This is a genomic window from Marinagarivorans algicola (genome assembly GCF_001292705.1).
Taxonomy (GTDB): domain Bacteria; phylum Pseudomonadota; class Gammaproteobacteria; order Pseudomonadales; family Cellvibrionaceae; genus Marinagarivorans; species Marinagarivorans algicola.
Window position 1 is genome coordinate 60,282 of record NZ_LGAK01000011.1, and the last position, 26,197, is coordinate 86,478.

Genomic DNA, 26,197 nt, shown 5'->3' on the forward strand with positions numbered 1-26,197 from the left:
CAAAATAACCGTTTGCAATCGCTTAATTTCAAAAGGATTAACGTTTAGCGTGAGCGGTAAACAGAACCGTTTCCCCCTCATCAAACTGGCATTGGTCACTGGCCGAGATCCCCCGAAGCAGCTGTCCGGCTGGAACGCCATGCTTATTGGCGACTTGGCGTAAAGTTTGAATCGTGACGCGAATACCATCGGCACTATGATCCACGCCTGGGTAATCGCCATCGGTCAGTAAGATGGGCAAATCTTTCACAAAATTAACCATCTGTTGCCGCTGCGCGTGTTTGAGGTCTGTACTTGAGTTCGCATTGGGCTCAATCGGCTTTTGATTACGCTCCGCTCTTTTGGCGGGCTCTTTTGCTTGGACATTGGTTGTCTCAGTTCGACTCGGACGCTGTGAAGCCTCTTCGATCTGAATTTCTGCCGCCGGTTCTGCGTCTTGTTTGGATAGGTCTATCAGTGCAGTGAGCCCTTTAGAAACTGGCACTTTTAGCAGCAACCCTTGCTCCTGAACACCATCATTCGTAGTCACAGTTCTAGCCTTACGTGTCGGGTTTGCGGGATCTAATTCAAGCCAATCTAATCGACTGAGTTCAGCAAGCAATTTTCGGGGAGCACACCAATGTCTTACGGCATCGGGATAGCGGATCAATATCTGTTCACCAACCATGACCAACGCACTGCCTGCCTCTGGGAGCCACGCCAAAGAATCAGGGAGATTCAATGCTTCTACATCGTGCTGGTTTGCGTTATTCGCGATTGCAGCATCGCTTGAATGGTGAGGCTTTTCGCATCCATCACCTGGAGCGTCTTCAATTATCTGAGGATTTTTAACATTGTCTGCATGACGAAGTTCATCATCTTGTTCGGACGGTTTTGTCGATGGCAACTCAGCCGATTTGCTGTGTTCAATTGATGATGACGCTTCAGGCAAGTCTTGCTGCTCACTGGAACGACTCTGAGGTTCTGCTTGTGTTTGCTGTGTTGCTTCCCACTCAGGTTTACTAAACAGCGTAACACCACTTGGCACATTCGAGCTGAACAATAAATCGGCCTCAGAAATATGCAGCATGGGTAGCCAGATTGGCTTGCCGTCTTTGATCAGCACTTCAGGGGCAAAGCTTTCATATCGCTCATTTGAGGCGGATTTAGTGGCCAATCTTCGCTCAATGAGGATGTCCGCAAGGGTATCGGGATCTCTTGGGATGCCAGGTATCTTGTCTTTGGCCAATAGCTCAATGATGTCCTTAGCCGCGCTTTTCCAAACCAAGTAAAGATGGGTTGATTGATTCGATTTTCGTAACCAGACTCTGGCGTCTCGCTGATTGACCAGCCACTGGGAACTGGCAAGTAATCGCCTCATGGCATCAAGTAGATAGCGTTCTACTGGGACACCAAGGGCATTGTCGTCAACGGAAATTCGTTGAGCTTTCAGGTCTCGCTGAACACTGGTTTGGTCAGCTTCAATGACCAGTTTAGACAGGACATGCTCGGGATCGGTATTGCCAATCGCTTCCAGCATGGCTTGCAAAATTTCAGGGCCCGGTTGGGTTAACCAGGCGAGCAACTCAGGTGTCATCACCCGGTTTAACACCAGAATTGAAAATTGCTCGTGCCGCTTGCACCGTCCGTCGCGCCAGCGAATGAAATAGCGTTCAATGCTGTTATTTGTGGTCCACTGGGATAAGGTTTCTAAAAAAGGGTTCCACTGATAGCGTCCATCTTCGTCTGTGATGGACAAGTCTGAAACTGGCTTACCAATATCATGGAACAAACCGCCTAATGCCGCCGCAACACGCCACCTTGGTTCTAGCTCTTTTTTCTCAATCGGTGTGCCACTGGCAACAAAGATGATCCCTTCAGCAGCTTGTGCCGCCCAGAAAGCAACTTCCAAAGAATGACGTAATAAACCACCAGCACCACTGTGATGATGATGCTCAGAAGCTGGCAACAAATGAACATAAGCAGCCAGATGATCAATGCAGGGCTGAATCAGCCTTTGAAAATCACGCTGATTAAAGCCAAGTACCTGGCGCAGTTTGGCAATTAGCTCGTCTTGTGTGGACTGCACATCTTCAGGTGACGCAGCTGGCAAACCCTTCAGGAATGGGGGGTAGCGTGGAATTTCTGTATTCAGTTGCGATGACAGGTCTGGTAGTGCTTTGGTTTGAAATAATAGGTTTTTAAACATAGTGAACCTCCGACACGATAGTGTGAAGGCTCAACCACGGTTGTTCAGTTCGATAGATTCAAGAATATTGCATTAAACTATCTCGCCTATTTCAGGCCACTTAGTAGCTCGAGCTCGATTGTTAATATTTTGTTGGTTATATTGATACTTACGTATTGTGCATAAAAGAGGAAGAAACTATCATACATAGTAGAAGGGCTTAAGGTGTACTTCAGTTTGGCCCTTTCAACAGTTACTAAGCTCTACTTCCCGCTTCTCTATATTTATAACGCTCATTATTAAAAACTCAAATCTCATGTCAATAATGGCTGGGTAAAGCAGATCGAAACTCAATGTAAACCTAGTTCAGTTATACGCGCAAATTAACAAGTCAGCGCTCGACATGTAGATCACTTTGCGACTTTCGTTCCGTACACAGTTCTCAGATCGGCTTTATGTTCTTCCTGTACAGTGTACACAACAGTGGACCGCGTACCGCTGCAATTTGTAATTCACCAATCAGCAGGCTCTATCAACGAAGTAATTAAAAAGATACCTAAATCGACAAACAACACTTTATATCGACGTGAGACTCTATCAATATGCAGTTCAATGTCTATGCAGCACCGATTGCTATCAAACTTAAACAATGTTGACTGGTCGAAATCAAGATACCGTTTCACTCTCGGAAATACGGCCTTAAACAAGGTTTCCTTGGCCGAAAATCCTATAGTAAAACTTTCAACCTTGCTTAACCCATTCTGAGCTAATAAAGTCAATTCTTTGTTACTGAGTATGTTTGATAGCGATTCCGATTGCTCGGAAGCTATCTGATGCTCAATATCCATTCCTACAAGCAGATTATTATTCCGTAACACCAATACGCCAATTATGTTCTTAGAATGGGTGATGCTGCCAACAAAACCTGATGGCCACAAGGGTTCACGATGGATCCCTATCGACACATCGGTATGAAAACTTCCAAGCTCCTCTAGTGCCCGTTTCGCCAACAATCGGCCGGCGAAAAACTCAATCTGACGACTACGTACCGCATTATCAATGTTTTTCGGAAACAGGATGTCTTTGTGCTCTTGGCGAATGTAGTCAAACCCCTTATCGTTAGTTCGCATCATTAAACAAATTGCTCCGTAACGTTCACAAACCGGCAGGCGCTCAATTCGCCAAGGGCAACTTAACATGACTTATAATATCTCAACCAACTGTGCCCTCCCTTGTTCAATGTCGGTGAGTTCCACAAAGTTTGCGCATTGCCAGATTTTAGATCGCTTAGCCTGCTCTGCCATCGGTACAGTCCAAGGCGCGTAAACCCGAAACGCGCGCTTACCCCCTTCTAATTTCTTAGAGAAAATGTCCTTTTTTACCAACTGTTGACGCTGGAAAACAAACACACCAAAGCGTGGATGTTCATCTGCGAATATGATCACCCTGTCAATTCCATCGCTGCAGTCAAACGGCGCAATTTCGCTGGACGGTGTCGGACGTTTCCAGAGAGTAACAAACTGACCGATTTTTTTGGGGGTATGTTTAGCCTGACGATACAAGCATGTCTGTCCATCCATCTCAAAACGGATCGCCCCATACTCAGCACTTTCTTGTTCTCGCTCAATGTTAATGGCTGTTTTACCTAACGGTTTTAAGAACTGTTCCTGAAACAGTCCAAATGAATTGGGCACGCCACCCAGCGACGGATCTGTCTGCCAAGGTACGTCTTTGTTATCCAACAGCGCCATTCTAATCTCCTTAAATTTAAATTAATTCTAGTTGTAACAAGCCGGACCAAGTACGTTCATTAGGATAACCAAATGCGTTGTTCACGTATTTAATTCCTTGATGAATTGTTTTCGTGTTGACGTGACTGTGTCCATAAATGTGTATATCTGGTCGTAACCGCTCAACTTGTTCTCCCAACGTAGTGGAACCCAATACAGGCCATAAATAGGCAAGCCGCTTTGGTATGTAGTCCGGCAGCAATTCAATCCGCGGCATAAAATGTGAGACACTAATGCGCCATTTGCATTCTACCATCTCACACAAGGTAATCTCATTCATATTATGAAAATGTGCGGCTAGATCTATCACTGACATTGGCCAATTGCACAGTCTAAAGTCAGACCAAGACTCTTCAAGCTGCTCATTGAGTGGTGCGAATGAGTAATCGTACCAGCTGTATAAAGGAACGACATCTATACCATTTAGTGTTACTCGTTCCGTTACCACCCCCAACTCATCAGCGGCCTTCAACACCCAGTAAAACTTCTCCAGTGAATTACTAAACCGACTACGATGCACCCATGCCTCATGATTACCAGGAACAAATACCACCCACTGAAATTTATGTGTCAGTGTGGTCAATATTTCGGTCAACAAACGTTCATCATCGGTTAAATCACCAGCGACGATCAACAAATCGTGCTGGTAATCGAAGTCGCTCAACTGTCGAACCCATTGCCGATTGGGGCCGAAGTCCACATGCACATCCGAGACTGTAAATACTCTCATACGCCGTACGCAATCTTATACCGATCGCCCATCATCAACAGCTCGTCTACTTTACTAGACAAGCTGCTATTGAGCGGCGGGTAGACGTGCTGACCTGGGTGGTGGTATGCAATCAGATTGGTGAATGAACGAGCAAACTTCGGTGCTGCTTCAATGAAAACCGGCATGTCGTTATCGCCGACGATCTGCAATACCGGAAGATCTAAACTGAGTCCCTCATCAAACAACCCGTCTTTTACAAACAGCGGAGGTTGCCACGGTGAAATCGCAAGAAAGAACTGGATGTCCTTCAAGCCATAGTCTGCGCCCATCGCTTCCAAGTGCAAAGCGGTGGTTAAGATCGCAGCCCCTTCGCAGAAGCCTGCCACGCCGTCAAATGGACCGTATTTATCCAGAAGCGTATGCAGATAGCCGAGTGAATAATTCCAATTTTTCCTAACTTTAATTGGCTCTGCAGGATCTGAGTTGCCATGAAACTCTGCCCACAATGTTTCGAAACCAGCACGCCATTCTCGATAGGTCGCAGTACGGTCATAAACCCCCAGTGATACCAACCCATCGAGTCCTACTTGTCGTAGCTGCTCTTCATTGGTGAAGGCTGGCAACTCAAATGGTGCATCTGGTACGGTAAATTCCAAATCAGTTCGAGCCAGCCAGCCAGTTCGCTCCAAAAGTGAACGAGCCAGACGTCCATTTGTTCCCTGTCCAGGTAAAAACAGAACGCGTTTCTTACGTGGCGTAAATACTGAAAATTGGCCGAACTTTTCCGATTGCGTTCGCTGTTCCAAAGGGGAACTAGGCAGACGACGCGCCAGAATACTGTGCACTGGCCGCAACAGCGACCACATTGATGAGGATGAGGATGACAATCCCAACAGTTCACTGTACTGCTGCCATTCACGCTCACGTTCAACAATAAAGCGATCAAATGGTAGTAACTCCTGCGTACGCTGCGCTGTTAGCTTTTTCGCAGGTTCGATGAAGTCCCACAGTTCCATGAAAATCCGCTCGGCGACGGTTTTGCCCTGTTGATCGTTACCAATGCGACGCAGTGCCGACTTAAACAAATCGGGATGACGTCGAAAATGGATGTAGGCTTTGGCAAAAACTTGGACAAAAAAAGCATAACTGGAACACAGCAGGGTTTTCACCTGACGAGGTACTTGTGCGCCATCATTATAGGTAAACAGATTGGCGTCACCGTTAATCCACAACCCCCGAACATCTGCGTCCTCTCCAAACAACTGATTGATTCTTGGCTCAGTAGAAAAGCCCAGACATTTGAGCAAGATGTCCGCCGACAACTGCTGACCTTGCTTTGTCGTAACACCGCGCGAATTAACGGACTCGATTTCATCCACCACTACAGACACTTTTCCCGCCATCTGCGCCAGGAAAAAAAGATCTGAACCAGGTGGTACAGTGGTCTGATCAAGTACCCTCTCCCCGGCGTCATCGAAGGTGAATGACGGCAAGTCATCAATGTTGATGCCAGTGGCACGATAAAACGGTCGCATGACTTCCATAACATCGCTCACCGACATGACCCCAGGAGCACTGTTCAATAACCAGTTACAGAAGGTGGACATAACCAGATTACGTCTTCGACATAGGATCGTGACGTGGTTTGCCCCGTTTTCCAGTGCAGTGCGCATATTCTCCAGCGCAAAAGCACCGTGCCCGACGATAACGACGTTGGCACCGTTGAATTTTTCTCGGGAGAGGTCGTTACCTATGCCATAAGCTATCGCCCCCAGAAATGAGGCCTCCTGCGGGAATTCGTGCCGCTTCGGCGTATGTAAACCGCCGGTCATAGAGACCACCCCGGAATAGCGTTTCTCCGAGGTTACGTCGTTGCTTAAGAACCTGACCTGATATTCTTGCTCTCCTGTTTTCTCAATTGCGGTAACTTCGGTTTGATATCTAACAGGTTGATTCAGCTCTTGCGCAATACGATTACTATCTTCGTGGATTTTCGGTTGTGCAGGGAAGGCAACCTGCCATCGATGGTCGGTATCGAGCGGTAATTGAGTGCTGTCAAAATCGTAAGCGGGCGAATCGATCTGCAGTTTCGAATCCACATTGGCGTGCAGGTTCCAAACTCCACCAGCAGCACGCTGTTTATCAACAACTTCGACCTGCAATCCCGCCAGCTCCAGCTGTCGAGCAAAACTCAACCCCCCGATCCCTGCACCAATCACCAATACCGGCAATTCGCTGTCCTCGACGGCAGCTGACGTCGCGCCTACTTCCGCAGTGCCAGTCAACCCTACCACATGACGTACCATGCTGTTGATATCCGGGCACTCCACCACGAAGGCAGAAGGTAACGTGACATTCAGGCTCATCGCGATCTGATTGCGCAGCGACATACTGCCAAGCGAATTCAGGCCGTTTTCCATCAATGGCTGATCATCGTCGATGATCTCCCCCAACGCCTCATAAACCGCTTCTCGGATTAACTTACGGATCGTACTGTACTGAACGGGCGCGTGTGACGCAGGTGGTGCTTGGTCACCATTGACAAACGCATCCAAAAACGGTGTACGCAAAGAAATTTTTGACCAATCAAACGGTGACACGATCACTGAAGCCTGAGACGGAGAATTTGCCAGAACCGCTTGCAGAGCGTTCCCGCCCATCTCTGCATCAATCGATCCCAGGCCCAGTTGTTCGGCCCGTTGCACAGCCCCCGTCCGCACAGCCATGCCACCGCTGGACCAAGTCCCCCAGTTGATGGCCACAGCAGCGAAGTCAGTCTGTTGCCACTGCGCCATGAGCACATTCAAAGCAGCGTTCGCCGCTGCGTAACTGGCCTGTCCTGGTGAACCCAATTCACCTGCGAGTGAACCGTACCCGATAAAGAAGTCACTTGGTTGTAATGCTGATCGCAGATTGATGGCTCCGTTCACCTTAATGTCGAAACTGGTTTGGAACTGTTCGGGTGTCTGTGTCTCCAACACACCGTCGGTGAGCACACCCGCGGTATGGATCACGCCTGCGACCGATGGCAGCCCCTGCTGAAACAAATCACGGAATGTCCGGGTTAAGCGAAAACCATCGGCAATATCACAAGCCACCAGCGTCAGCTTGGCGTTGATTTGCAAACCCTTTAATGCGGATGATGCAGACTGAGAGTGGTCCGAACGGTTGATCAGTACCAAATGGCGAGCGCCCAGATCGACCAGTCGTTGTGCTGCGGCTAAACCGAGGTCGCCAGCGCCACCACTGATCACATAGGATTTCTCGGCTGAGAGCGTAATCGATGTGTCATTAAGGGTCACTCGCGACAATTTGGGCACTTTGAGTTGACCTTGATCATCGATCAACAAATCCTGTTCGGCATCGTTCAGACAGACGACAGGCCAAAGACTGTCCAAGTGTTCCCCCACCGTGACACAATTGAGAGACAAGGTCGGGCGCTCATGCCGTGCCGTACGCGCGAGCCCATACAAGCCTGCGTCGGATGCGTGCGCCTGTCGGCGTAAAAAGGTCACCTTCGCAGGAACTGCATCACTCTGCAGAAGGGCCAGGGCTAGGGCCGTCGATTGTTCACTACCGTCGCTGATCAGCACCACTCGAGGCCACCCCGTTTCTTGCAACACCCCCTCCAATTGCTGAGGATCGGATATGCGGGCATAGAGCCACGAATCTGGCAAGTTGAACGGACACTGGCCCGGTCCAATACAGAGTACGTTAGATTCCACGACCGAAGCCACCAATGACGAGTTTTGCCATCGCGTCGTATATAGATGCGACTTCGAACCTTCGGTGCCGGAATGACGCGCCGGACGCTGCTGCGCTGCTGGCGCAGCAGCCGGTGATTCATTTTCCCAGCTCAGTTTTGTGCGTTTAAAATTGGGTAATTTCTTAGACATGGATAATTCCTTTAATTTGGTGAACAGTCGGATCTACCGACTCAATCCATTGGGGATGCGCGCCATCGACGATGCGCTGCGCCATCTTGATCAGCGTGTTGCCTGGTCCGAGTTCAATCACTGTCGTGGGTTGTTCAGTCGATTCGAATAACGCTCTCACAGCGGCCAGGTATTTCACGGACTGCACCATTTGCTCACCCCAGTAGTCTGCATCGGTCAGCGCTTCAGCTTCAGCTTGACCTGTTAGCGTAGAGATAAATTTAACGTCTGTCGGGGTATGCAGTGAGTGGCTGCTCAAATGTTGCCTGAGCTTGTCTTGTGCTGGGTCCATCATCGGCGAATGGAACGCGTGTGAAACCGGCAGCTCAATGAACCCACCAGCGTGATGCTGTTGCAACCAAGGGATGAGGGTTTCTTTAGCACCAGCGACTATAGTTAGCTTCGGACCGTTTTCGGCTGCGCACACAATACCTTCTGGCAACGGTTCCAGTTCAGAACGCGCGACCATCAGTGCCGCCATACTGCCCGGTTCACAATCCATCATCGCCTGTCCACGAACAACGGCCAGTTCCAATGCTTGATCAGGGGACATAACACCGGCGGCGACGGCTGCGGCAAACTCCCCCACCGAGTGACCCAGCACGGTTGCCGGCCGAATACCGCGGTTTTGCCACATTTCCAGCATGGCCAATTGCATGGCGACCAAAGCGGGTTGCTGGGTACGTGTTGGCGTCAGAAACCGCGTATGTTCATCACTTGGCTCCAGCAATGCCGGCAACAAATCAATGCCATACGACTGCAACTTGCTCGTATAATTTTGTAGCGCATCACGGAACACCGCATCTGCCGAGTACAAGGCTTTTAAGACACCGGATTGCAGTGCCCCCTGACCTGTGAACAGCATGGATACCCCTTCGTTGGAGGAGCGACTCGCTGGTGATTCAGGGTTGGTACTCGCTTCCCCATACGACTCCAACACAACATGTGCGTTTGTGCCGCCAAATCCAAATGAGGAAACACCGCCGATGACCTTGCCAGTGGACAATGCCGTAGCTTCGGAACCAATGATGAGTTTAGAACCGGTCAGATCAATTTTCGGGTTGAGCATTTCAAAGTGCGCCAAACCTGGCACCTGACGTCGTCTCACCGATTCCACTGCCTTGATAAATCCAATAATACCGGCAGCACCTTCCAAATGACCGATGTTGGATTTGATTGTGCCGACAGCCAACGGTTTCTCGCGACCCTCACCGGTCACCCGCTGCAGCGCATCGATCTCAATAGGATCACCCAGAGGCGTCCCCGTACCATGGCATTCGACAAAGTCCAGATCTCGGCCGCGATAGCCAGCATCGTCCAGCGCGCGCTGAATCACTTGTTGTTGCGCTTTACCATTCGGTGCGGTCAACGATGCGCTGCGTCCGTCCTGGTTTACCGCGGTGCCCTTAATTACTGCGAGGATGTCATCGCCACAGGCTTCCGCGTCACTCAGCCGCTTGAGCACCACAGCACCCACGCCTTCCCCTCGGCTGTAACCATCAGCACTGGCATCGAACGAGGCACAACGACCGGCGTGCGACAGCATATTGGCGGCACAACAGCCAATGAACGAGCGATGGCTTAGCATCAGGTTCACACCGCCGACCAACGCGGCAGAGCAATCCCTCTGGCGTAATTTGTTCACAGCCAGATCCAGTGCAACCAGCGACGATGAACATGCGGTGTCCAACGTCATCGACGGTCCCGACAGACCGAACAGGTAAGAGATCCGATTGGAGGTAATTGACGCGGCAGACCCGGCGCCAAAATAAGGATCGTGCAGCAAGCGATCACCGTGCATATGCGCCCAGTCATGGCTCATCTGGCCGACAAAAACACCAATATCCTGCGATTTCAGAGAATCCATATCGTAGCCAGCCCGATAAAAGGCCTCGCAGGCCACTTCCAGTAGCAGTCGCTGTTGCGGATCCATGGCTCGAGCTTCGACCACCGGAATATTGAAAAACTCATGATCAAACGCATCAACGTCGTCCAAAAACGAACCATGCTTGGTGTACGTTTTGCCAAGGACCGCCGGATCCGGATCGTAAAAAGGGTCCAGATCAAATCGATGCTTGGGTACTTCACGCATCAGTTCGGGCTTAGTCAGCAGCATTTGCCACAGTTCGTCAGTATCTTCAACCGCCCCGGGTAGCTTGCAGGCAACGGAAACCACCGCGATGTCATGGTTTCCATTCGACGGTAACTCAACCGACGTCGTCGCCAACGTTGACACTGCCGCTCTTGACGGCACAGGTTGTTCAACAGTCGTGATTCGCTGAGGAGCCAGTGTCAACAACTCGGCCACCATGTCATTAATGGATGGGTGGTTGATGGTGAAAATGGCGCCGAGCGATAGCCCGACACTCCGACCTATCTCTTGGGCCAGCGCGACACCATTCAAGGAATCCAGGCCTTTCGCCATAAGAGGATCGTCATCGGATACATCCTGACCGAGAGCTTTGCGAACCGCACTTCGGACAATCAGTTTCAGTTCGATTTCGCTGATCGTCGCCACTGTGGTCTCCTGGCGATTCTCTGTCGGGGACACACGTTCGACCGGTTTAAACGCTTCTATCAATGGCGATGTGAGCATGACTCGAGACCAGTCAAAAGGGCAGTAACACCAAACACCGGATTGACCAGACCGAAGAATACGGTCCAACACTTGCAGGCCTTGGGCTGTCGATATGCTGCCAAAACCAGCATCGATTGAGCGGGCGGCGGCGCCGGAACGCACGGCCATGCCAGTATCAGACCACGCCCCCCATTGCACACTCACCACCTGTACACCCCGTCCGGACCAACGCTTAACCAGCGTGTCCATCAGCGCATTCGACGCAGCATAACTGCTTTGACCCAGTGAACCGAACACCGCTGACGCTGATGAAAACATCATCATCACATCGCTCGGTTGGCAGATTTCAAACAAATGTTCTGCCCCTACCACCTTTACAGCCATTGATTGAGCAAGCATTGATGGCGTCTGATTGGTTAGAATGGCATCGGTCAACACACCCGCAGTGTGGAATACGCCCGCCACTTCCGGCCAATGGGCCAACGTGGGTTGTATCGCGCTTTGCAGCCCTGCTCGTTGTGAAATGTCGCAAGCCACATAAGCCACCTGAGCTTTACCTTGGAGCACCTTCAATTGCTCTGCAACGGCAGCGCTTAGTTGCACTGACCGACCCACTAACAACAGGTGCGTCGCCCCCTGCGAGATTAACCAATTGGCCGTGGCCAGACCCAATGCCCCCAAGCCACCGCTGATGATATAAGTCGCCGAAGTCCGAACCGCCTGTTGCGCTGACCGAGGCAATGACGCAGGCATCAATCGGTCTACGTTCCAACCCTGCTCATTCGCACGAACAACCGGTTCGTCGCCGGGCAAGGGGTGTTCAAACAAGCGCGCAAGTGCTTCACTCGAAGTCAGCACCACACACTGTATAGAACGATCCGGATGCTCCAACAAAGCGCTTTGGCATAAGGCTTGGACATAGGCGGTCCAATCACTGCCCTCAGATAGCACCAAAATCACCGAAGGTATTGCCGGATGCGAGAATACAGACTGCAATAAGCTCAAAGCATCGGCGGCGCTTGCAAGATCCCGCGCATCCCAAATAAGCTGAGATGAATTAGAGGCCTGCACGCTGGGGGCAAGCGTCCAAGTCTTCCGGGAAATCATTTGCCAACCAAACGGAAGCTGCAACGTAGATTCCGATTGAGCTGTCACCAAGACACCGGTAGATACCTTGAGGTCAATGACGGGCGCATTCGCTGGCTGCTGAGTTACCTTGTATAAATGGTTCAGGACATCGCCCTCGGGCCGAAACTGCCGACATTCCAGTCCCTGCAGATGGGCCAGACATTGACCATCAGCCAGGAACAACCAGACGTCGCCGACCAAACCTTGCGCGTGGACATCGCTCACACGGGCGTAGGCAAAGAGCTCCGTCGGTTGCTTAGAGACGACATAAAAACGGGCCTCTGCCACTCGATAAGGTACCAGCAATCGATCGTCCTGCTCAGACAGGAGACCCAGTAATTGAATGCCTGCATCCAGCGTCGCCGGTGCAATCAAAGCTAATGACAGCGTGGTTGCATTCAATGCCACCTTCACATTGGCGACACCTTCACGACTGCCCACATAAAGTTGATGAATATTTTGATATCCAGCACCGAACTGAGCCCCCAAAGTGCCGAGCGCCGCCAGCCGGTCGTGGTAAGGAACTTCTGTGCATCGCTTTATGACTTCCTCGACGTCATGTTCAAAGGCAGCAGGATGCATCAGATCCACACAGCGACCCGCCTCAGCGACTCGGTACCATTGATCTTCTTGAGCCAGCTCAATGCTCAGCCCCGACGACTGAACACAGCGAATCTCTGCTCCTGAGCCATCAACAATGGCCGGTTGGGTAAAGACCACCTGCTGCACAGCCACGCCCTCGCCATTGCGCCGGCCAGTGCGCAAACGCAGGCCTGCCAGCATGGTCAAATGACTGGCTGCCGGCACCAAGACCTGATCGGAAAATCGATGATCGGAAAACAACGCCGCCAATTCCCCATTGAGTCGAGCGCCAAAGCCAGTGCCTGTCTGATAGCTCAACAGAGGATTGGGCAAACGTCGCCACGGCAGATAGACTGGTTGATATGGTGCTGCGGCACTAGGATGCTGCCGAACTCCGCGTGGATGGGTTGACAGCACCACATGCGCGTTGGTACCGCCGAAGCCAAATGAAGAGACGCCCGCGATCAGTCGAGCGCTGGCATTCAACGGCATACCTTCGGCGGAAAGGTGCAACGCGGTATCCTTCACGTTGATGTTTGGGTTCAGTTTTTGGAAGTGACAGATTCCGGGGGCGAGTCGACGATTCAATACTTCTGTGGCTTTAATCAAACCGACGATACCGGCGGCGCCTTCCAGATGTCCAATATTAGACTTAGCCGAACCTAACACTAAAGGCTTATTACGATGTTCACCGAGCACCTTGTTCAGCGCATCGACTTCTATTGGGTCACCTAATGGAGTACCCGTACCGTGGCACTCAACGTAATCTACAGACGCAGGATCGATGCCAGCATTCTGATAAGCCTTACGCAGCACAGCTTGCTGTGCTTTGCCGTTCGGTGCAGTCATGGTGGCGCTGGCGCCATCCTGATTCACCGCGGTTCCGTGGATGACTGCAACAATCGGATCGCCGCTGGCTTCTGCATCGCTTAATCGTTTTAGCACGACGGCGCCGGCACCTTCACCACGACAATAACCGTCAGCGCTTTCGTCAAAGGAAGCGCAGCGGCCGGAAGGTGACAACATATTCGCTGCGCAACTGCCGATGAAAGTACGCGCATGCATCATGACATTCACGCCACCGACCAGCGCGGCATCACAGTCATGTTGGCGCAATTTCTCAACCGCGACATCCAATGCCACCAATGACGAAGAACAGGCCGTGTCTATTGTCATACTTGGTCCAGTTAACCCCAACACATACGAAACGCGGTTTGCCATGATTGAAAACGAAACCCCAGGACCGAAGTACGGGTTATGTTCCTGCTCTGCACCTTGGGTGACCATCCAATCCTGGTTTGATACGCCGACAAAGACGCCTATGTTTTCGCCTTTCAGGTCGCTTCGCGAATAACCCAACTGGTGGAAGGCCTCAAATCCGGTGCTTAACATCAAGCGTTGGTGGGGATCCATCGCTTCAGCTTCGATTTGCGGGATGTCAAAAAAGACATGGTCAAAATATTCCAGTCCATCCACAAATCCGCCTTTACGCGTGTAACTTTTACCCACCGCATTAACATCCGGGTCATACACTTCATCAATGTCAAAGCGCGAGCGGGGGATTTCACTAATAGCGTCACTCTTGTTTTCCAATAACTGCCAAAAGTCTTGCGGCGAACACACTCCACCCGGCAAGCGACATGCTGTGCTGACGATGGCGATGGGTTCGCGTGCATTCGATCTTACTGAATATGACAAATCGTCGGCAGCTTGCATCAACGGCACGGCAGATCTTGTGTCTTTCATTCGGGTCATAGTTCTGGTCGGTGCCTTTTGTGCTAATTCAACCACCATTTCATCGATCGTAGGGTGATTAATCGTAAAGATTGCGCCGAGCGTCAGATCAAACATTTGACTGAGTTCTTGAGCCAGCACAACGCCGCTCAGTGAATCCAATCCGTTGGCCATCAATGAAATGTCATCATCGACATGTTTACCCATGGCTTTTACTGCCGCGCGGCGCACCCCGTCACGGATCTCAGATTCGCTCCATACCTGTTCGAATGCTTCTGTATCAACTACAGTTGCTTGCACATCTTGGACGGTAAACGCTTCAAAGTATGGCGCTTTGGAGTCAAATTGAACCCAATCCACTGGGCAGACGCAGACACACCCGTTAAATCCACGTTGAAGCAGATAATGAATGAAGGCTGTGCCTTGTGCGGGATCAATGCTTTGGTAGCCCCAAAGTTGAGCCCGTTCCAGTGCACCATGACGAGCGGCCATTCCGGCCTCAGACCAGGGCCCCCACTGGATGCTCAACACCCGCGCTCGGCCGCTTTGCCATTGACGGGCCAGGGAATCCAGTTGGGCATTCGCATAGACATAACTGCTCTGTCCTGGTGCCCCAAACACAGAGGCAGCGGATGAGTACAACAGCATAAAATCGGTCGGAGCGAGATACTCGCGAAGATGGACCGCGCCTTGTACTTTTGCCGCCGCAGCGGTACGGAACTTTTCCATCGATTGATTGGCCAGCGTGGCATCGGCTAGCACACCGGCGGTGTGGATAACACCCGCCACCGTCGGCCATTGTGCTTGTTGCAACCAGGAATAGAGTGCTTGCACTTCTTGTGCTGAAGACACATCACATTGACGAGTAATGACCTGTACGGCGGAATTAGTCTCTAATGACGGCAGGCTCTGCCGAGACAAACGCACCACATGCGTTGCCCCCTGTGCCAGCAAATACTGCGTCGCCACTTCGCCCAATGCTCCGTGACCACCACTGACGACATAGGTTCGGTTGGCCTGCACCGCGATGGCTTCTAAATCGGGAACGACTGCGTTGGAAAGACGGATGACCGACCCCTGACCTGCTTGCCAACGGTAATCCTCATCAGGCCCCCAGATATCGCGCGTTTGTGCGACGTGCACTATGTCTTTTCGCGGTCCTTGCAGACAGCGCAGATCGAGCGACGGATTTTCCAACCGAACACTACGTACCAAGGCGATGATCGGTGATGGTTCTGGATGTTCCGTCGGTACAAGTATTGCTAACGGAGTGCTCGGCTGACGATCATTAAACCACTGCAGCCAAGTCAACGTTGTCTCAATATTGGTTTCATCCGCAATCCAAACAATACGCTCGACAGAAGGTGACCACCACTCAGGCAACGATTCCATTTGATGAATCTCATAACCGCTCCAACCTGACGCCAAACCGGACAGGTCGTTCACAGAAGAGGACAACAACACACCGGAAGTGGTCTTTAGAGGCATGGGGGTGGCTTTCCAGTGCGTGTCGTACAAATGTCGTGCCAGTGGATTCTGGTGCTGCCATGCGCGACAGGTCACTCCCCTCAACGCCGCCAGGCATTGCCCTTGTTCGCTGTAGATATACACATCTCCGCTCACCTGTTTTTGATGAACAGCCTTTATCTCGACATAAAGCCAGACCGAATCGGGCTGATGTGAAAGTGTAGAAAATGTAGCTTCATCGACGGCGAATGGTACGCAAAGGCCTGTTTGCTCAAGATGAGGTAAGCCCAACAACTGCAAACCAGCATCTAGCACAGGCGGTGCCAACAGTGTCAGCGTCCATTCAATGGGCTGCAATCCAGAGACAGACACTTTAGCGAGTCCTTCACGGTCGTTGAGCCAAAGCTCATCCAGACGTTGATAACCGGGTCCAAAATCGATGCGCTCACCCACCGCACGAATTTTATCCTCGTAGCGCACCCGCTCAGTACGGGCCTGAACCTCGACTAGGTCGGGCATTGTCGCGGCGTTCATCACGGGTTCGGCTCTGGCTGTCTGGCTTTGAGCAACCATCTGCCATTGGGATGACCGACCGACCTCAATACAGGTGAAAGTATCCTGCTGAACGCAACGTATCGCCTCATGCTCGGAGAGGATCGCGGGGCTGGTGAATACCACATCGCGTATGCAAACCACACTTGAGTGATCGCCACCATGAGTTAATTCCAGGCCGGCCATCATCGTCAAATGACTGGCGGCAGGCACTAGGCTCATACCTTCAATTGCATGATCTTTCCACAGCTGCGCCAAAGGCCCGTTCAGACTGGCGCCCAAGTACCCATCAATCGTGCGACTTAACAATGGATTTGCCAAACGTCGCCACGGGAAAGCTGTTCGTTGAAACGCCACGGTCGGCTTCGCTTCATTTAATACAGGTTGTTCGTAGCTACTCAGCACCACATGCGCGTTGGTACCACCGAAGCCAAATGACGACACGCCGGCAATCAGCTCTCCATGAGGTTTGAGAAGCTGAGTCTCTGCCCCGACAAGAACCATAGGATGGGTCGAAATATTCGGGTTAAGTCTCTTGAAATGTACCAGCCCGGGTGCCCGGCGATGGAGCAAAACTTCCACCGTTTTTATTAGCCCGACGATCCCCGCTGCCCCCTCCAGATGACCTATATTGGATTTCACGGATCCCACCACCAAGGGGGTATTACGCTCTTTAGCCAAGACATTCTGCAATGATGCGATCTCGATTGGATCTCCCAGCGGTGTCCCGGTCCCGTGACATTCCACATAATCCACGTTCTTCGGTTCTACATGAGCATTCTTCAGCGCCTCAGCGATCACGGCCTCCTGTGCGCGACCATTGGGGGCGGTCATTGAAACACTTTTACCATCCTGGTTCACAGCGGTTCCGCGCACTACAGCTAGGATCGGGTCTCCGGCCTGCCGGGCATCACGGAGCCGTTTCAGAATTACAGCTCCGGCACCTTCGCCGCGGCAATACCCATCGGCGTCAGCATCAAAACTGGCACAGCGCCCCTGCGGAGACAAAGCCTTGGTGGCACAGGCACTGACATACATTCGAGGTGAGGCGATAATGTTGACACCGCCTACAATTGCCATGCTGCAGACTCCTCTACGCAGTTTTTCAACCGCCAGATCAACGGCCACCAACGACGAGGAACAAGCAGTGTCCACTGTCATGCTCGGACCGTTCAATCCATATAAGTAACTGATACGATTAGACATGATCGAGCTCGAAACGCCGGCACCGAAATACGGATTATGCGCCTCGTGATCACGCCCCATACTGCTCCAGTCGTCGTTCGCCAAACCCACAAAAACAGCCGTATCAGTCCCCTTTAGGTCTGATCGGTCTACGCCGGCTTCTGTTAACGCTTGGTGCACAACTTCTAACAAGACGCGCTGTTGAGGATCCATGACCTCCGCCTCGGCTTCTGACAGACCAAACAACCGATGGTCAAAAGATTCTGCCGAATCGATAAATCCCCCAACACGGGTATAACTTTTTCCTCGTGCATCGGGATTGGCATCATAGATGCTGTCGACATCAAAACGCGTTAAGGGTATTTCGCTGATACAATCCTCGCAGGCTTCTAGCATGGTCCAGAATTGTTCCCGGCTGTGCACACCGCCCGGCAACCGGCAGGCTGCTGAGACGATTGCAATCGGTTCATTTACCTCTTCCATTTGCGGCCGCATGTCAGTATGAATTTGTGCAGCCAGAGCCTCTCTGAAGCGATAGAGAAAGTTAAAGTGATGACCTTCGACGTGACGAGGCAGAAGATTTTCCAGCGTCGCTCGACAACGTTGCTCAATGTCGGCGTCTGACTGGAACGAGCGCGAGGCCTCTTTCATCATGTCCGATTGCTTGTCCCAATCCGGGATCGTGCTTCGGTACCAGTAAGCCGGAGCTTTAACCAGCGCCTGATAATGGTGCCCTTCGACCAAACGCTCAAATGGTGCGGCATCTTCCGGTGCGGTGAAAGGCGCCAGATGACGAGGGTCAAGCAGGATTAGCCCAGCCAGTGCATCCGGGCGTCTGCGTTCCAGTTGCAAGCCCATTTCGATGGCTAATGTCGCGCCAAATGACAGCCCGCCCAACCAAAAGCGAGGGTACAAGCATTGCTGTTCGAGCGTACCCAGCAGCTCTGCAGCGAAGTCTGACAATGACCGCCCCTGCAGCTCCCATGGGATTTCGGGCATGACGCCGTAGACAGGAACGTTCAATTCTGCGGCCAATGGACCAAACGTTTTCTCTATATTGCCCATGACGCCGCCAACCAGGAATAGAGGTTCGCCCTCAGTGACATCATTGAGGGATTGCCAAACATAACTGAGCTGCGGCATGTCTGTTTCTGATTCGTCAAAACCGACCTGCGCCAATTGTAATGCCAGATGTTCGACGACATCCTCAACGGTCGGGTAGTTGAAGACAAACTGCGTCGGAATATTTACCGTATCCGGTAACGCGTTGAGTAACGCTTGGCGGAACTGCACGAGATCCAGAGACGAAAGCCCGGCTTCCATGAACCCCATTTGTGCATCAATTTCACCGCTCACAAAGACCGACAAACTTTCTGTGACCGTATTGAGCACACTCGTTCGCGACCATTGAGAGGTTGGAACGTTTGGTGTCGCCACATTCACACTATTCTCCCGACGGGTTAACGATGACGGCCGTTTTTCCGATTCAATTGGCGATACACTGATGATGCCGCGAACACCGTTTAGTAACACGTGAGTTAAAATCTGATCGCCTTGTTCGGGTTCAACGATGCCAAAGCCTTCGTCAGCCAGCTTATCGACCAATCCAACACGATAGGCCATTCCGGTTTCTGACCATGCCCCCCACTGAATCGACGTAACCGGTTGCGATGCGTATTCCTCGACCAAACCGTCCAAAGCTGAATTGGCTGCGCAATAACTACTTTGCCCAACAGACCCCAAGCGAGCGACGATCGACGAATAGGCAACCATGAATTCGCTCGGTTGCAGCTCGTCTAATAACAAACGGCCTGCATCGACTTTGGCTGCAATGACACGTCGAGTCCGGGCAACTGTCTGATGGCTGATCAGACCATCATCGATGACACCCGCGGTGTGGATGATTCCGGCAACCCCCCCAGTCAGGGTCGCAGCGAAGGCGCGCATTGCCGAGGCATCGGTCACATCGAGTGAAACATAACGTACTTTCGCATCAGGCAACTCCGACTGCAGCGCGGTGAATCGCGGCTCAACCTGAGCCTGTGTCTTGCGACCAAGCAACAACAAATTGCGCGCGCCGCAGCGATGGAGTATGCGCACAGCGCGAAGACCCAAATCACCTAATCCACCGGTAATGACATACATCAGGGAGGAACTGAGTGCACGCGGCGAATCGTTAACCTGATCTAAGGTCTCATACTGCACCTCGAACCATTTCTGTTGAGCCGATCGCAGCTCAGGTTGTGTCAGCGACAGCGCCCCGCGAATAGCAACGGCAGGTAATTCGCTGTCGGTACTGACAACCTGGACCATCAGACCCATTTCGCACTCTGCTGCACGTGCCAAACCACGCACACCGGCGGCTTCTGGCAATGAATCAGGTATCACCACTACCAGTCGGGACGGTATTTGAGTATGTACAATCTCTTGTAAAAGCTGAAGTAAATAATAAACGTCGTTGCTACCGAGCCCGCATACGTATGCCAACGGTAGTCCAGACCGACCGTTTAGAAGAGTGGCGATTTCAGCGAATCCGTCGATGCGCCCGTGCGACCAGCCCATCGGAAGGTCATGAATATCCATTGGCGAAATCACCAATACATCGCTATCCGACGCTGGCGTGGGTGTGGATATGTTTATCCAACGCGGCCGCCTCACCCATTCTGGCAGAGGAGCAAGAGACGAGCTTGTGGATGAGAATGATGCGGATACTGGTTTGTGCAGCGGTTTCTTGGCATTCAATGCCGGCCAGCCGAGCGTCGCTGGTGCCAGCGGTACGATTGATGGCACACCGTCAGCCGTATCAATAGAATTCAGGTAACACACCCTTTTTTGATCTTCCAGCAAAACTCGGCTTAAATTCAGCAAAGTAGGGCTGGCACCGAACTCGATGATGGCTTCATTTCCTTTCAATTGCAGTTTAAGTGCCTTGACTGCATCCAGGAACTGTACTGTGGAAACCATCTGATTCGCCCAGTATTCAGCCGAACGCAATTCATGAGCCTCTTTCTCCACAGAGAGCGTCGAGATAAAATCAATGTCGGTTCTCGGCTCGCGCAGCGTATAGCTTGTCAGTACTTCTGCAAATTCCTCTGCTGCTGGCGCCATCATCGGCGAATGGAATGCATGTGAAACCGGTAAATGGAATACTTTGCCTTCGTATTCACCGTTGAGGTTTAAAGCGGATTTATCTGCACTGGCGATAACCGTTTGCTGGTATGCATTAACCGCACTGATTGAAGCATGAGCAGGTAATTTAAACTGCAAAACTTCAAACCGTTCATTTATCGCTGCCATGTGTCCTGGCGGACAATCCCCCATTAACGCACCTCGTTTGGCAGCCAACTGGATTGCATCTTCTGCAGACAACACGCCCAGTACGACAGCCGCAGACAGCTCACCGATTGAGTGACCGAGCACTGTTTTGGGGTGCAGGCCGCGTTGTTCCCACATTGCAACTTGCGCCAATTGTACAGCCACCAACGCCGGTTGTTGTAGCTGCGTCTGAATCATCGCACGCTTCGCAGCGTCACTCGGCGTTAAAATCATCTCTAACAAAGAACCGCGAAGGTGTTTCGCATCAATGTGTGCTTCTGCCACCGACAGGTATTCAGTCAACGCCAGACGGAAGGTGTCATTCTTCTGATATAGTGCATTCACCGAACCGGGAAGCAATGACCCCTGCCCGGAGAACATCCACACTGTGGGATTTTTCATAATACGTTCAGATCCTTCATAGGACTGGAGAATAAGATGTGCATTGGTCCCACCGTAGCCAAATGACGACACCGCACCGGTTAAGGTGCCCACTGAGCCCAACGCCGTCACCTCGGTCGGTATCTTAGCCTCAGAATCTGTTAGCTGAATCTTTGGATTGAGCCTCTGAAAATGGCGGTTCGGCGGAACTACCCGATGACGCATGACTTCAATGGCTTTAATGAGACCGGTGATGCCAGCGGCACCTTCCAGATGGCCCAGATTCGTTTTTAATGCGCCTAGAATGATGGGTTGCTCACGCTGCTCCGCCATCACTGTACGAATCGATTCCACTTCAATTGGATCACCCAATGTGGTCCCAGTACCATGACACTCCAAGTAGTCGACATCAGAACCTTTGAGTTCGGCGTCGGCCAATGCTGCCCGGTATACGGCCTGTTGAGCCAATCCATTGGGGGCAGTCAGCGACGCACTCCGACCGTCTTGATTGACGGCGCTTCCACGAATGATCGCCAGGATTGGATCACCGTCGGCTTCAGCGTCACTCAAACGCTTCAGCAACACGGCACCCACACCTTCTCCTCGAATGATGCCGTCGGCCTGCTCATCGAAGGTCGCGCAGCGTTCATTCGGTGACAGCATCCGCGACTGACAAGTAAATACATATGGTTCAGGGGACAAAATGAGGTTCACGCCGCCAGCAACTGCCAGCGAACAGTCCCCCTTACGTAATCGTTCCACAGCCATGTCCACGGCCACCAGCGAGGAAGAACAGGCGGTATCGACCGTCATGCTCGGGCCTTGCCAATCAAACACGTATGACAATCGATTGGAAGTAATCGACGGCGCACTGCCAGTGCTTGCGTATTCCCTCGAATAGTCGAAATCCATCATCCAATCGTAATTCATCTGACCGATGAACACGCCGGTATCAGAGCCCGTTAATTCCTCCACAGTATAGCCAGCATTGACGATAGCCTCATAGGTCACTTCCATCATGTGGCGTTGCTGCGGGTCCATGTAATATGCCTCGGCACGACTTATGCCAAAAAGGTCATGATCAAAGCCCGTGATATCACCGATAAATGCGCCGCGGCGAACGTAAGAACCACCGCCTTCACCGATTGACGGCGAATAAATTTGATCTATGTCGAAGCGAGATTTGGGGATTTCTGTAAACACATCATCACTGCGCAACAGCTGATGGAAGAACTCGTCGGACGAGGTCACTCCTCCGGGTAAACGGCAACTGGTGGCGATAATCGCAATGGGTTCGTTTGACCGATTCGCAGGTTTAGACACCTGCTTGGGTGAAGTTGCCAACCCCTGCACCAGATAGGCTGCCAACTTGTTAGCCGTTGGATAGTTAAACAGTAAGGTGTAAGAAAGTTTGGTTTGATAGGCCTGATTTAATCGGTTTACCAATTGCACGGCATACAGCGATGTCAACCCCTGCTCCGCCAGGCTTTGCGTCGGAGACAGCACATTAGCCGGAACATTTAAGACCTCCGCAGCCAATCCCAAAATGGTCTTCACATCTTGAATATAAATGGATTCGATTTCATGCGATTCGTTACCGCTGGCTTGCGCTATTAGCCGCAACTGCTTCATATCGACTTTACTGTTGGCTGTCAGTGGAATCGTCTCTAACTGAATCCAGGTGTTCGGAGCCATGTAATCAGGCAAGTGCTCTTCGACATAACGACGTACCTGCTGCTTCGCTGCTGCTCCAGTGTAGAACCCCACGACACGGGAACCTGCACCGGGAATGTGCACCACTGCAGCTCGCGCAACGTCATCAAGCCGTTCCGCACATCGTTCAATTTCAGACAGTTCCACTCTGTGACCACCCACTTTAACCTGGGAGTCTTTCCGGCCGATGATTTCGATTTCTCCATTGGCCAGATAACGACCTAAATCTCCAGTCTGATAGATGCGACCAAACTCACCGCTATCAATGAATTTCTCCGCTGTCAGCTCCGACTGGCCGAAATAACCCTTTGCGACTCCGATACCTCCAATGTAAATGTCGCCAACGACACCACAGGGTCGGTATCTGAGCTGCTCATCGAGCACCATCATGGTCTGATTGGAGAGCGGTTTTCCATAAGGCACCAAGTCGGTACCCATCAGGAAGGTGTCTGCTTTAACTGTGTGGTAATTTGACCAAATAGACGCTTCTGTCGCGCCACCCAGAGCATGAATCTGAAGGTTCGGAAACACCCTGCTGGCTTCACTCACCAAGTTGATGCTGATAGCATCGCCGCTTAAAAGCACAGACTGAATGGGCATTTCAACCTCTTCCGGGCGTGAATGCACAAGCATTTCAAAGGACGTCGGTACCGTATTCCAGACAGTCACCTGATGGGCCAGCACCTGCTGCCACCAGTAATCCGGATCGATGGTGCTGTTGGGACCGCACATTACCAGGGTGCCCCCCGCACCCAATGTGCCAAAGATGTCCCAAACAGAAAGATCAAAACCCAGTGATGAAATACCAAACGTGACTGTGTCCTGCCCGGGTGCAAACCGATCATTGATGTCCAAACAAGTGTTCACGGCACCCCGGTGATCGATCTCAACCCCCTTAGGCGTCCCAGTAGAGCCAGAAGTGAATATGATGTAAGCAAGTCGATCTTCACCAATATCCAGAGCGCTCCAGTCCCCGGTCGGGGTCAATGTGGTATCGACAACCATCAATTCCACCAGATATTGCTGCTCTTGTCGGTGCCAACTTCTGGGTTGCTCGTTATCGATAAGGGTTTTAGCCTGAACTAACGCAAACCGGCACCCTGCCATATGAATGATGTTGCGAATTCTATCGTCCGGATGGCTCGGGTTGAGCGGCAGGTAACTGGCACCAGCCATCAGGATCCCAATGGCAGAAGCAACCTGTTCCCATCCCTTTTCCTGTACGATAGCCACTGGCTCTTCAGCGCGGACCCCCCGCTGCGTGAGTAACTGTGCAATCGCCTGGGCATAGTCAGACAACTGTTGGTAGGTCATCTGAATATCTTGATCGATAACCGCCACTTTGGCTGGGTTCTCAGACACCTGTTGCAATACCATCTCATGCAACAACTTGGGGACGGGGGAGTCTTTCGCAAACTCCTTTTGCGTGGTGTTGCTCTGTTTGCGTAGTTGCATAGTCGCTTCATCTAACGTGGCGACCATGGGTAAATGCTGAGCACCTTGTTGTAGCGTCCGCCAGAAGCAATCCAACATTTGTTGCATCAGCGCCCCATCAAAAATGCTCGTGTCGAAGTCCCAGTTAATGTGCAACCGCCCATTGATTTCCAGGACCTGATGATCGAGTGACAGTTGCGGTGTTTGCGTCTGCTGATGCACCAGGGAGAAGTTGACACCATCAAAGCCTTCCAGACGATCCGTAATCCCCAGAAAGGAAGTGAATACGATTGGAAAACCTATGTGCGGATCTTTTTGAACTTCTCTAAGCAGACGCACCGTATCCAATCCGGTCAAGTCATCTTGCTCGAATGCCAGATTCAATTCGTTCTGTACTTGAGTGGCTCGCGTCAACAGCGGCTCTACCCCAATAACCGGACAGAGCACCACGTTCGTAAACTCACCGACAGCATGGTCATAGGACACATCGGCAGGTCGATCGGAGCGAGTAATGGTCAACGTAAAGTCACTGTTTTCAGAATAAAGGCGTACTACATCACTGAACACGGCAATCAGCAACGCGCTGGAAGTAATCCCATTGTCTTGCGCCAACTGTTTCAGCGAGGCCCACTCAGTGACATGCAACTCGCGCGATACCCGTGCAAATGATGCTGCGTTTTTGTCGTCATGTTTGCGGCGAGGTAACTGTGGAGCCTTCGGAAAACTGGCTAATCGCTCTTGCCATTGTGCAATGACATCGTCTGAAGGCTGACGTTTGGTTCTTATTTTGGCAAATTCCAGGAATGTCGCCGGCTCAACCTGGACTTCGCTAGTACGGCCAGCCAATCGTTCTTGATAACATCGAGATACGCGATTACACAGCTCAACGACACTGGTCGCATCCATGAACAACATGTTAACAATCAGCAATAACCTCACTTCTGAACCACTACGAGCAACCGCGACATACCAATAATTCCCGTTACGATGGAACTCATTCAATATCGTCTCACGATACACGGCAAAGTTTTCAACATCCGCCACTAGATGTGAAACGGACTGCCAGTCTGAACGCGGTTTTACGGTTTGTTGAGTGCCGCCCTCGATTGCGGCGTGACACATCGGCTCATTAAGCACCACTTGGTCCAACGCTTGCCAAAAGACATCAAGATTCAATCCATCGACTTTGAATTCCTGATACACCACGCAGGGACACCCCTCATCGCTGCCCATTAAATAGGACTGCTGAATATCAAGCACAGGGCTAATCAATACGTCGGATGTTGCTTCTGCTTTCGAGGAATCGTCTTCGATAATTATCAGCCGCTCTAAAACATTTTTTAAAGGCAAGCCATAAAGTTCCTGAAACGATGGCTTGGGTTCGAGGTTTTGTCTCAGGCGCGCCAAGTCGACTGAATCAAAACCAAAGGAGCTAACGAGCCGGGTTATATTCTTAACCAGTTCGTCTGTGTCGGTCCTTAATAGGACCGCTAATCGGTTTAGTCGAGAAAGCATGACAAGTCC

6 protein-coding genes are annotated in these 26,197 nt (G+C 51.5%); all 6 read right to left on the reverse strand.

Translation table 11 applies throughout. The features are described from left to right. Positions 1-37: 37 nt before the first annotated feature. On the reverse strand, positions 38-2,188 hold the full coding sequence (gene mobH / locus AC438_RS05060; protein ID WP_053980162.1) for a MobH family relaxase: 2,151 nt from the start codon (positions 2,186-2,188) through the stop codon (positions 38-40). A 491-nt stretch (positions 2,189-2,679) separates the two neighbouring features. Further along, positions 2,680-3,366 (reverse strand): 4'-phosphopantetheinyl transferase family protein, encoded by a 687-nt coding sequence (locus AC438_RS05065; protein ID WP_082353979.1) that lies wholly within the window; start codon positions 3,364-3,366, stop codon positions 2,680-2,682. A gap of 3 nt (positions 3,367-3,369) precedes the next feature. Continuing rightward, positions 3,370-3,918 carry a MepB family protein gene (locus AC438_RS05070; protein WP_082353980.1) on the reverse strand — a complete coding sequence of 183 codons (549 nt, stop codon included), beginning with the start codon at positions 3,916-3,918 and terminating at the stop codon, positions 3,370-3,372. 16 nt (positions 3,919-3,934) lie between these two features. Further along, complete coding sequence (locus AC438_RS05075) at positions 3,935-4,687, reverse strand: metallophosphoesterase family protein (RefSeq protein WP_053980164.1); 753 nt, start codon at positions 4,685-4,687, stop codon at positions 3,935-3,937. Next, a complete protein-coding gene (locus AC438_RS05080; protein WP_053980165.1) occupies positions 4,684-8,565 on the reverse strand; it encodes an SDR family NAD(P)-dependent oxidoreductase in 3,882 nt (1,293 codons plus the stop codon). Before AC438_RS05080 ends, AC438_RS05075 begins: the two co-directional genes overlap by 4 nt. Further along, a complete protein-coding gene (locus tag AC438_RS16775; RefSeq protein WP_053980166.1) occupies positions 8,558-26,188 on the reverse strand; it encodes a hybrid non-ribosomal peptide synthetase/type I polyketide synthase in 17,631 nt (5,876 codons plus the stop codon). Before AC438_RS16775 ends, AC438_RS05080 begins: the two co-directional genes overlap by 8 nt. Between the last annotated feature and the right edge of the window lie 9 nt (positions 26,189-26,197).

What these genes read in the sequence shown, in the direction of transcription:
- mobH (WP_053980162.1), bottom strand. Translation starts at nt 2,188, where the DNA reads ATGTTTAAAAACCTATTATTTCAAACCAAAGCACTACCAGACCTGTCA.
- AC438_RS05065 (WP_082353979.1), bottom strand. Translation starts at nt 3,366, where the DNA reads ATGTTAAGTTGCCCTTGGCGAATTGAGCGCCTGCCGGTTTGTGAACGT.
- AC438_RS05070 (WP_082353980.1), bottom strand. Translation starts at nt 3,918, where the DNA reads ATGGCGCTGTTGGATAACAAAGACGTACCTTGGCAGACAGATCCGTCG.
- AC438_RS05075 (WP_053980164.1), bottom strand. Translation starts at nt 4,687, where the DNA reads ATGAGAGTATTTACAGTCTCGGATGTGCATGTGGACTTCGGCCCCAAT.
- AC438_RS05080 (WP_053980165.1), bottom strand. Translation starts at nt 8,565, where the DNA reads ATGTCTAAGAAATTACCCAATTTTAAACGCACAAAACTGAGCTGGGAA.
- AC438_RS16775 (WP_053980166.1), bottom strand. Translation starts at nt 26,188, where the DNA reads ATGCTTTCTCGACTAAACCGATTAGCGGTCCTATTAAGGACCGACACA.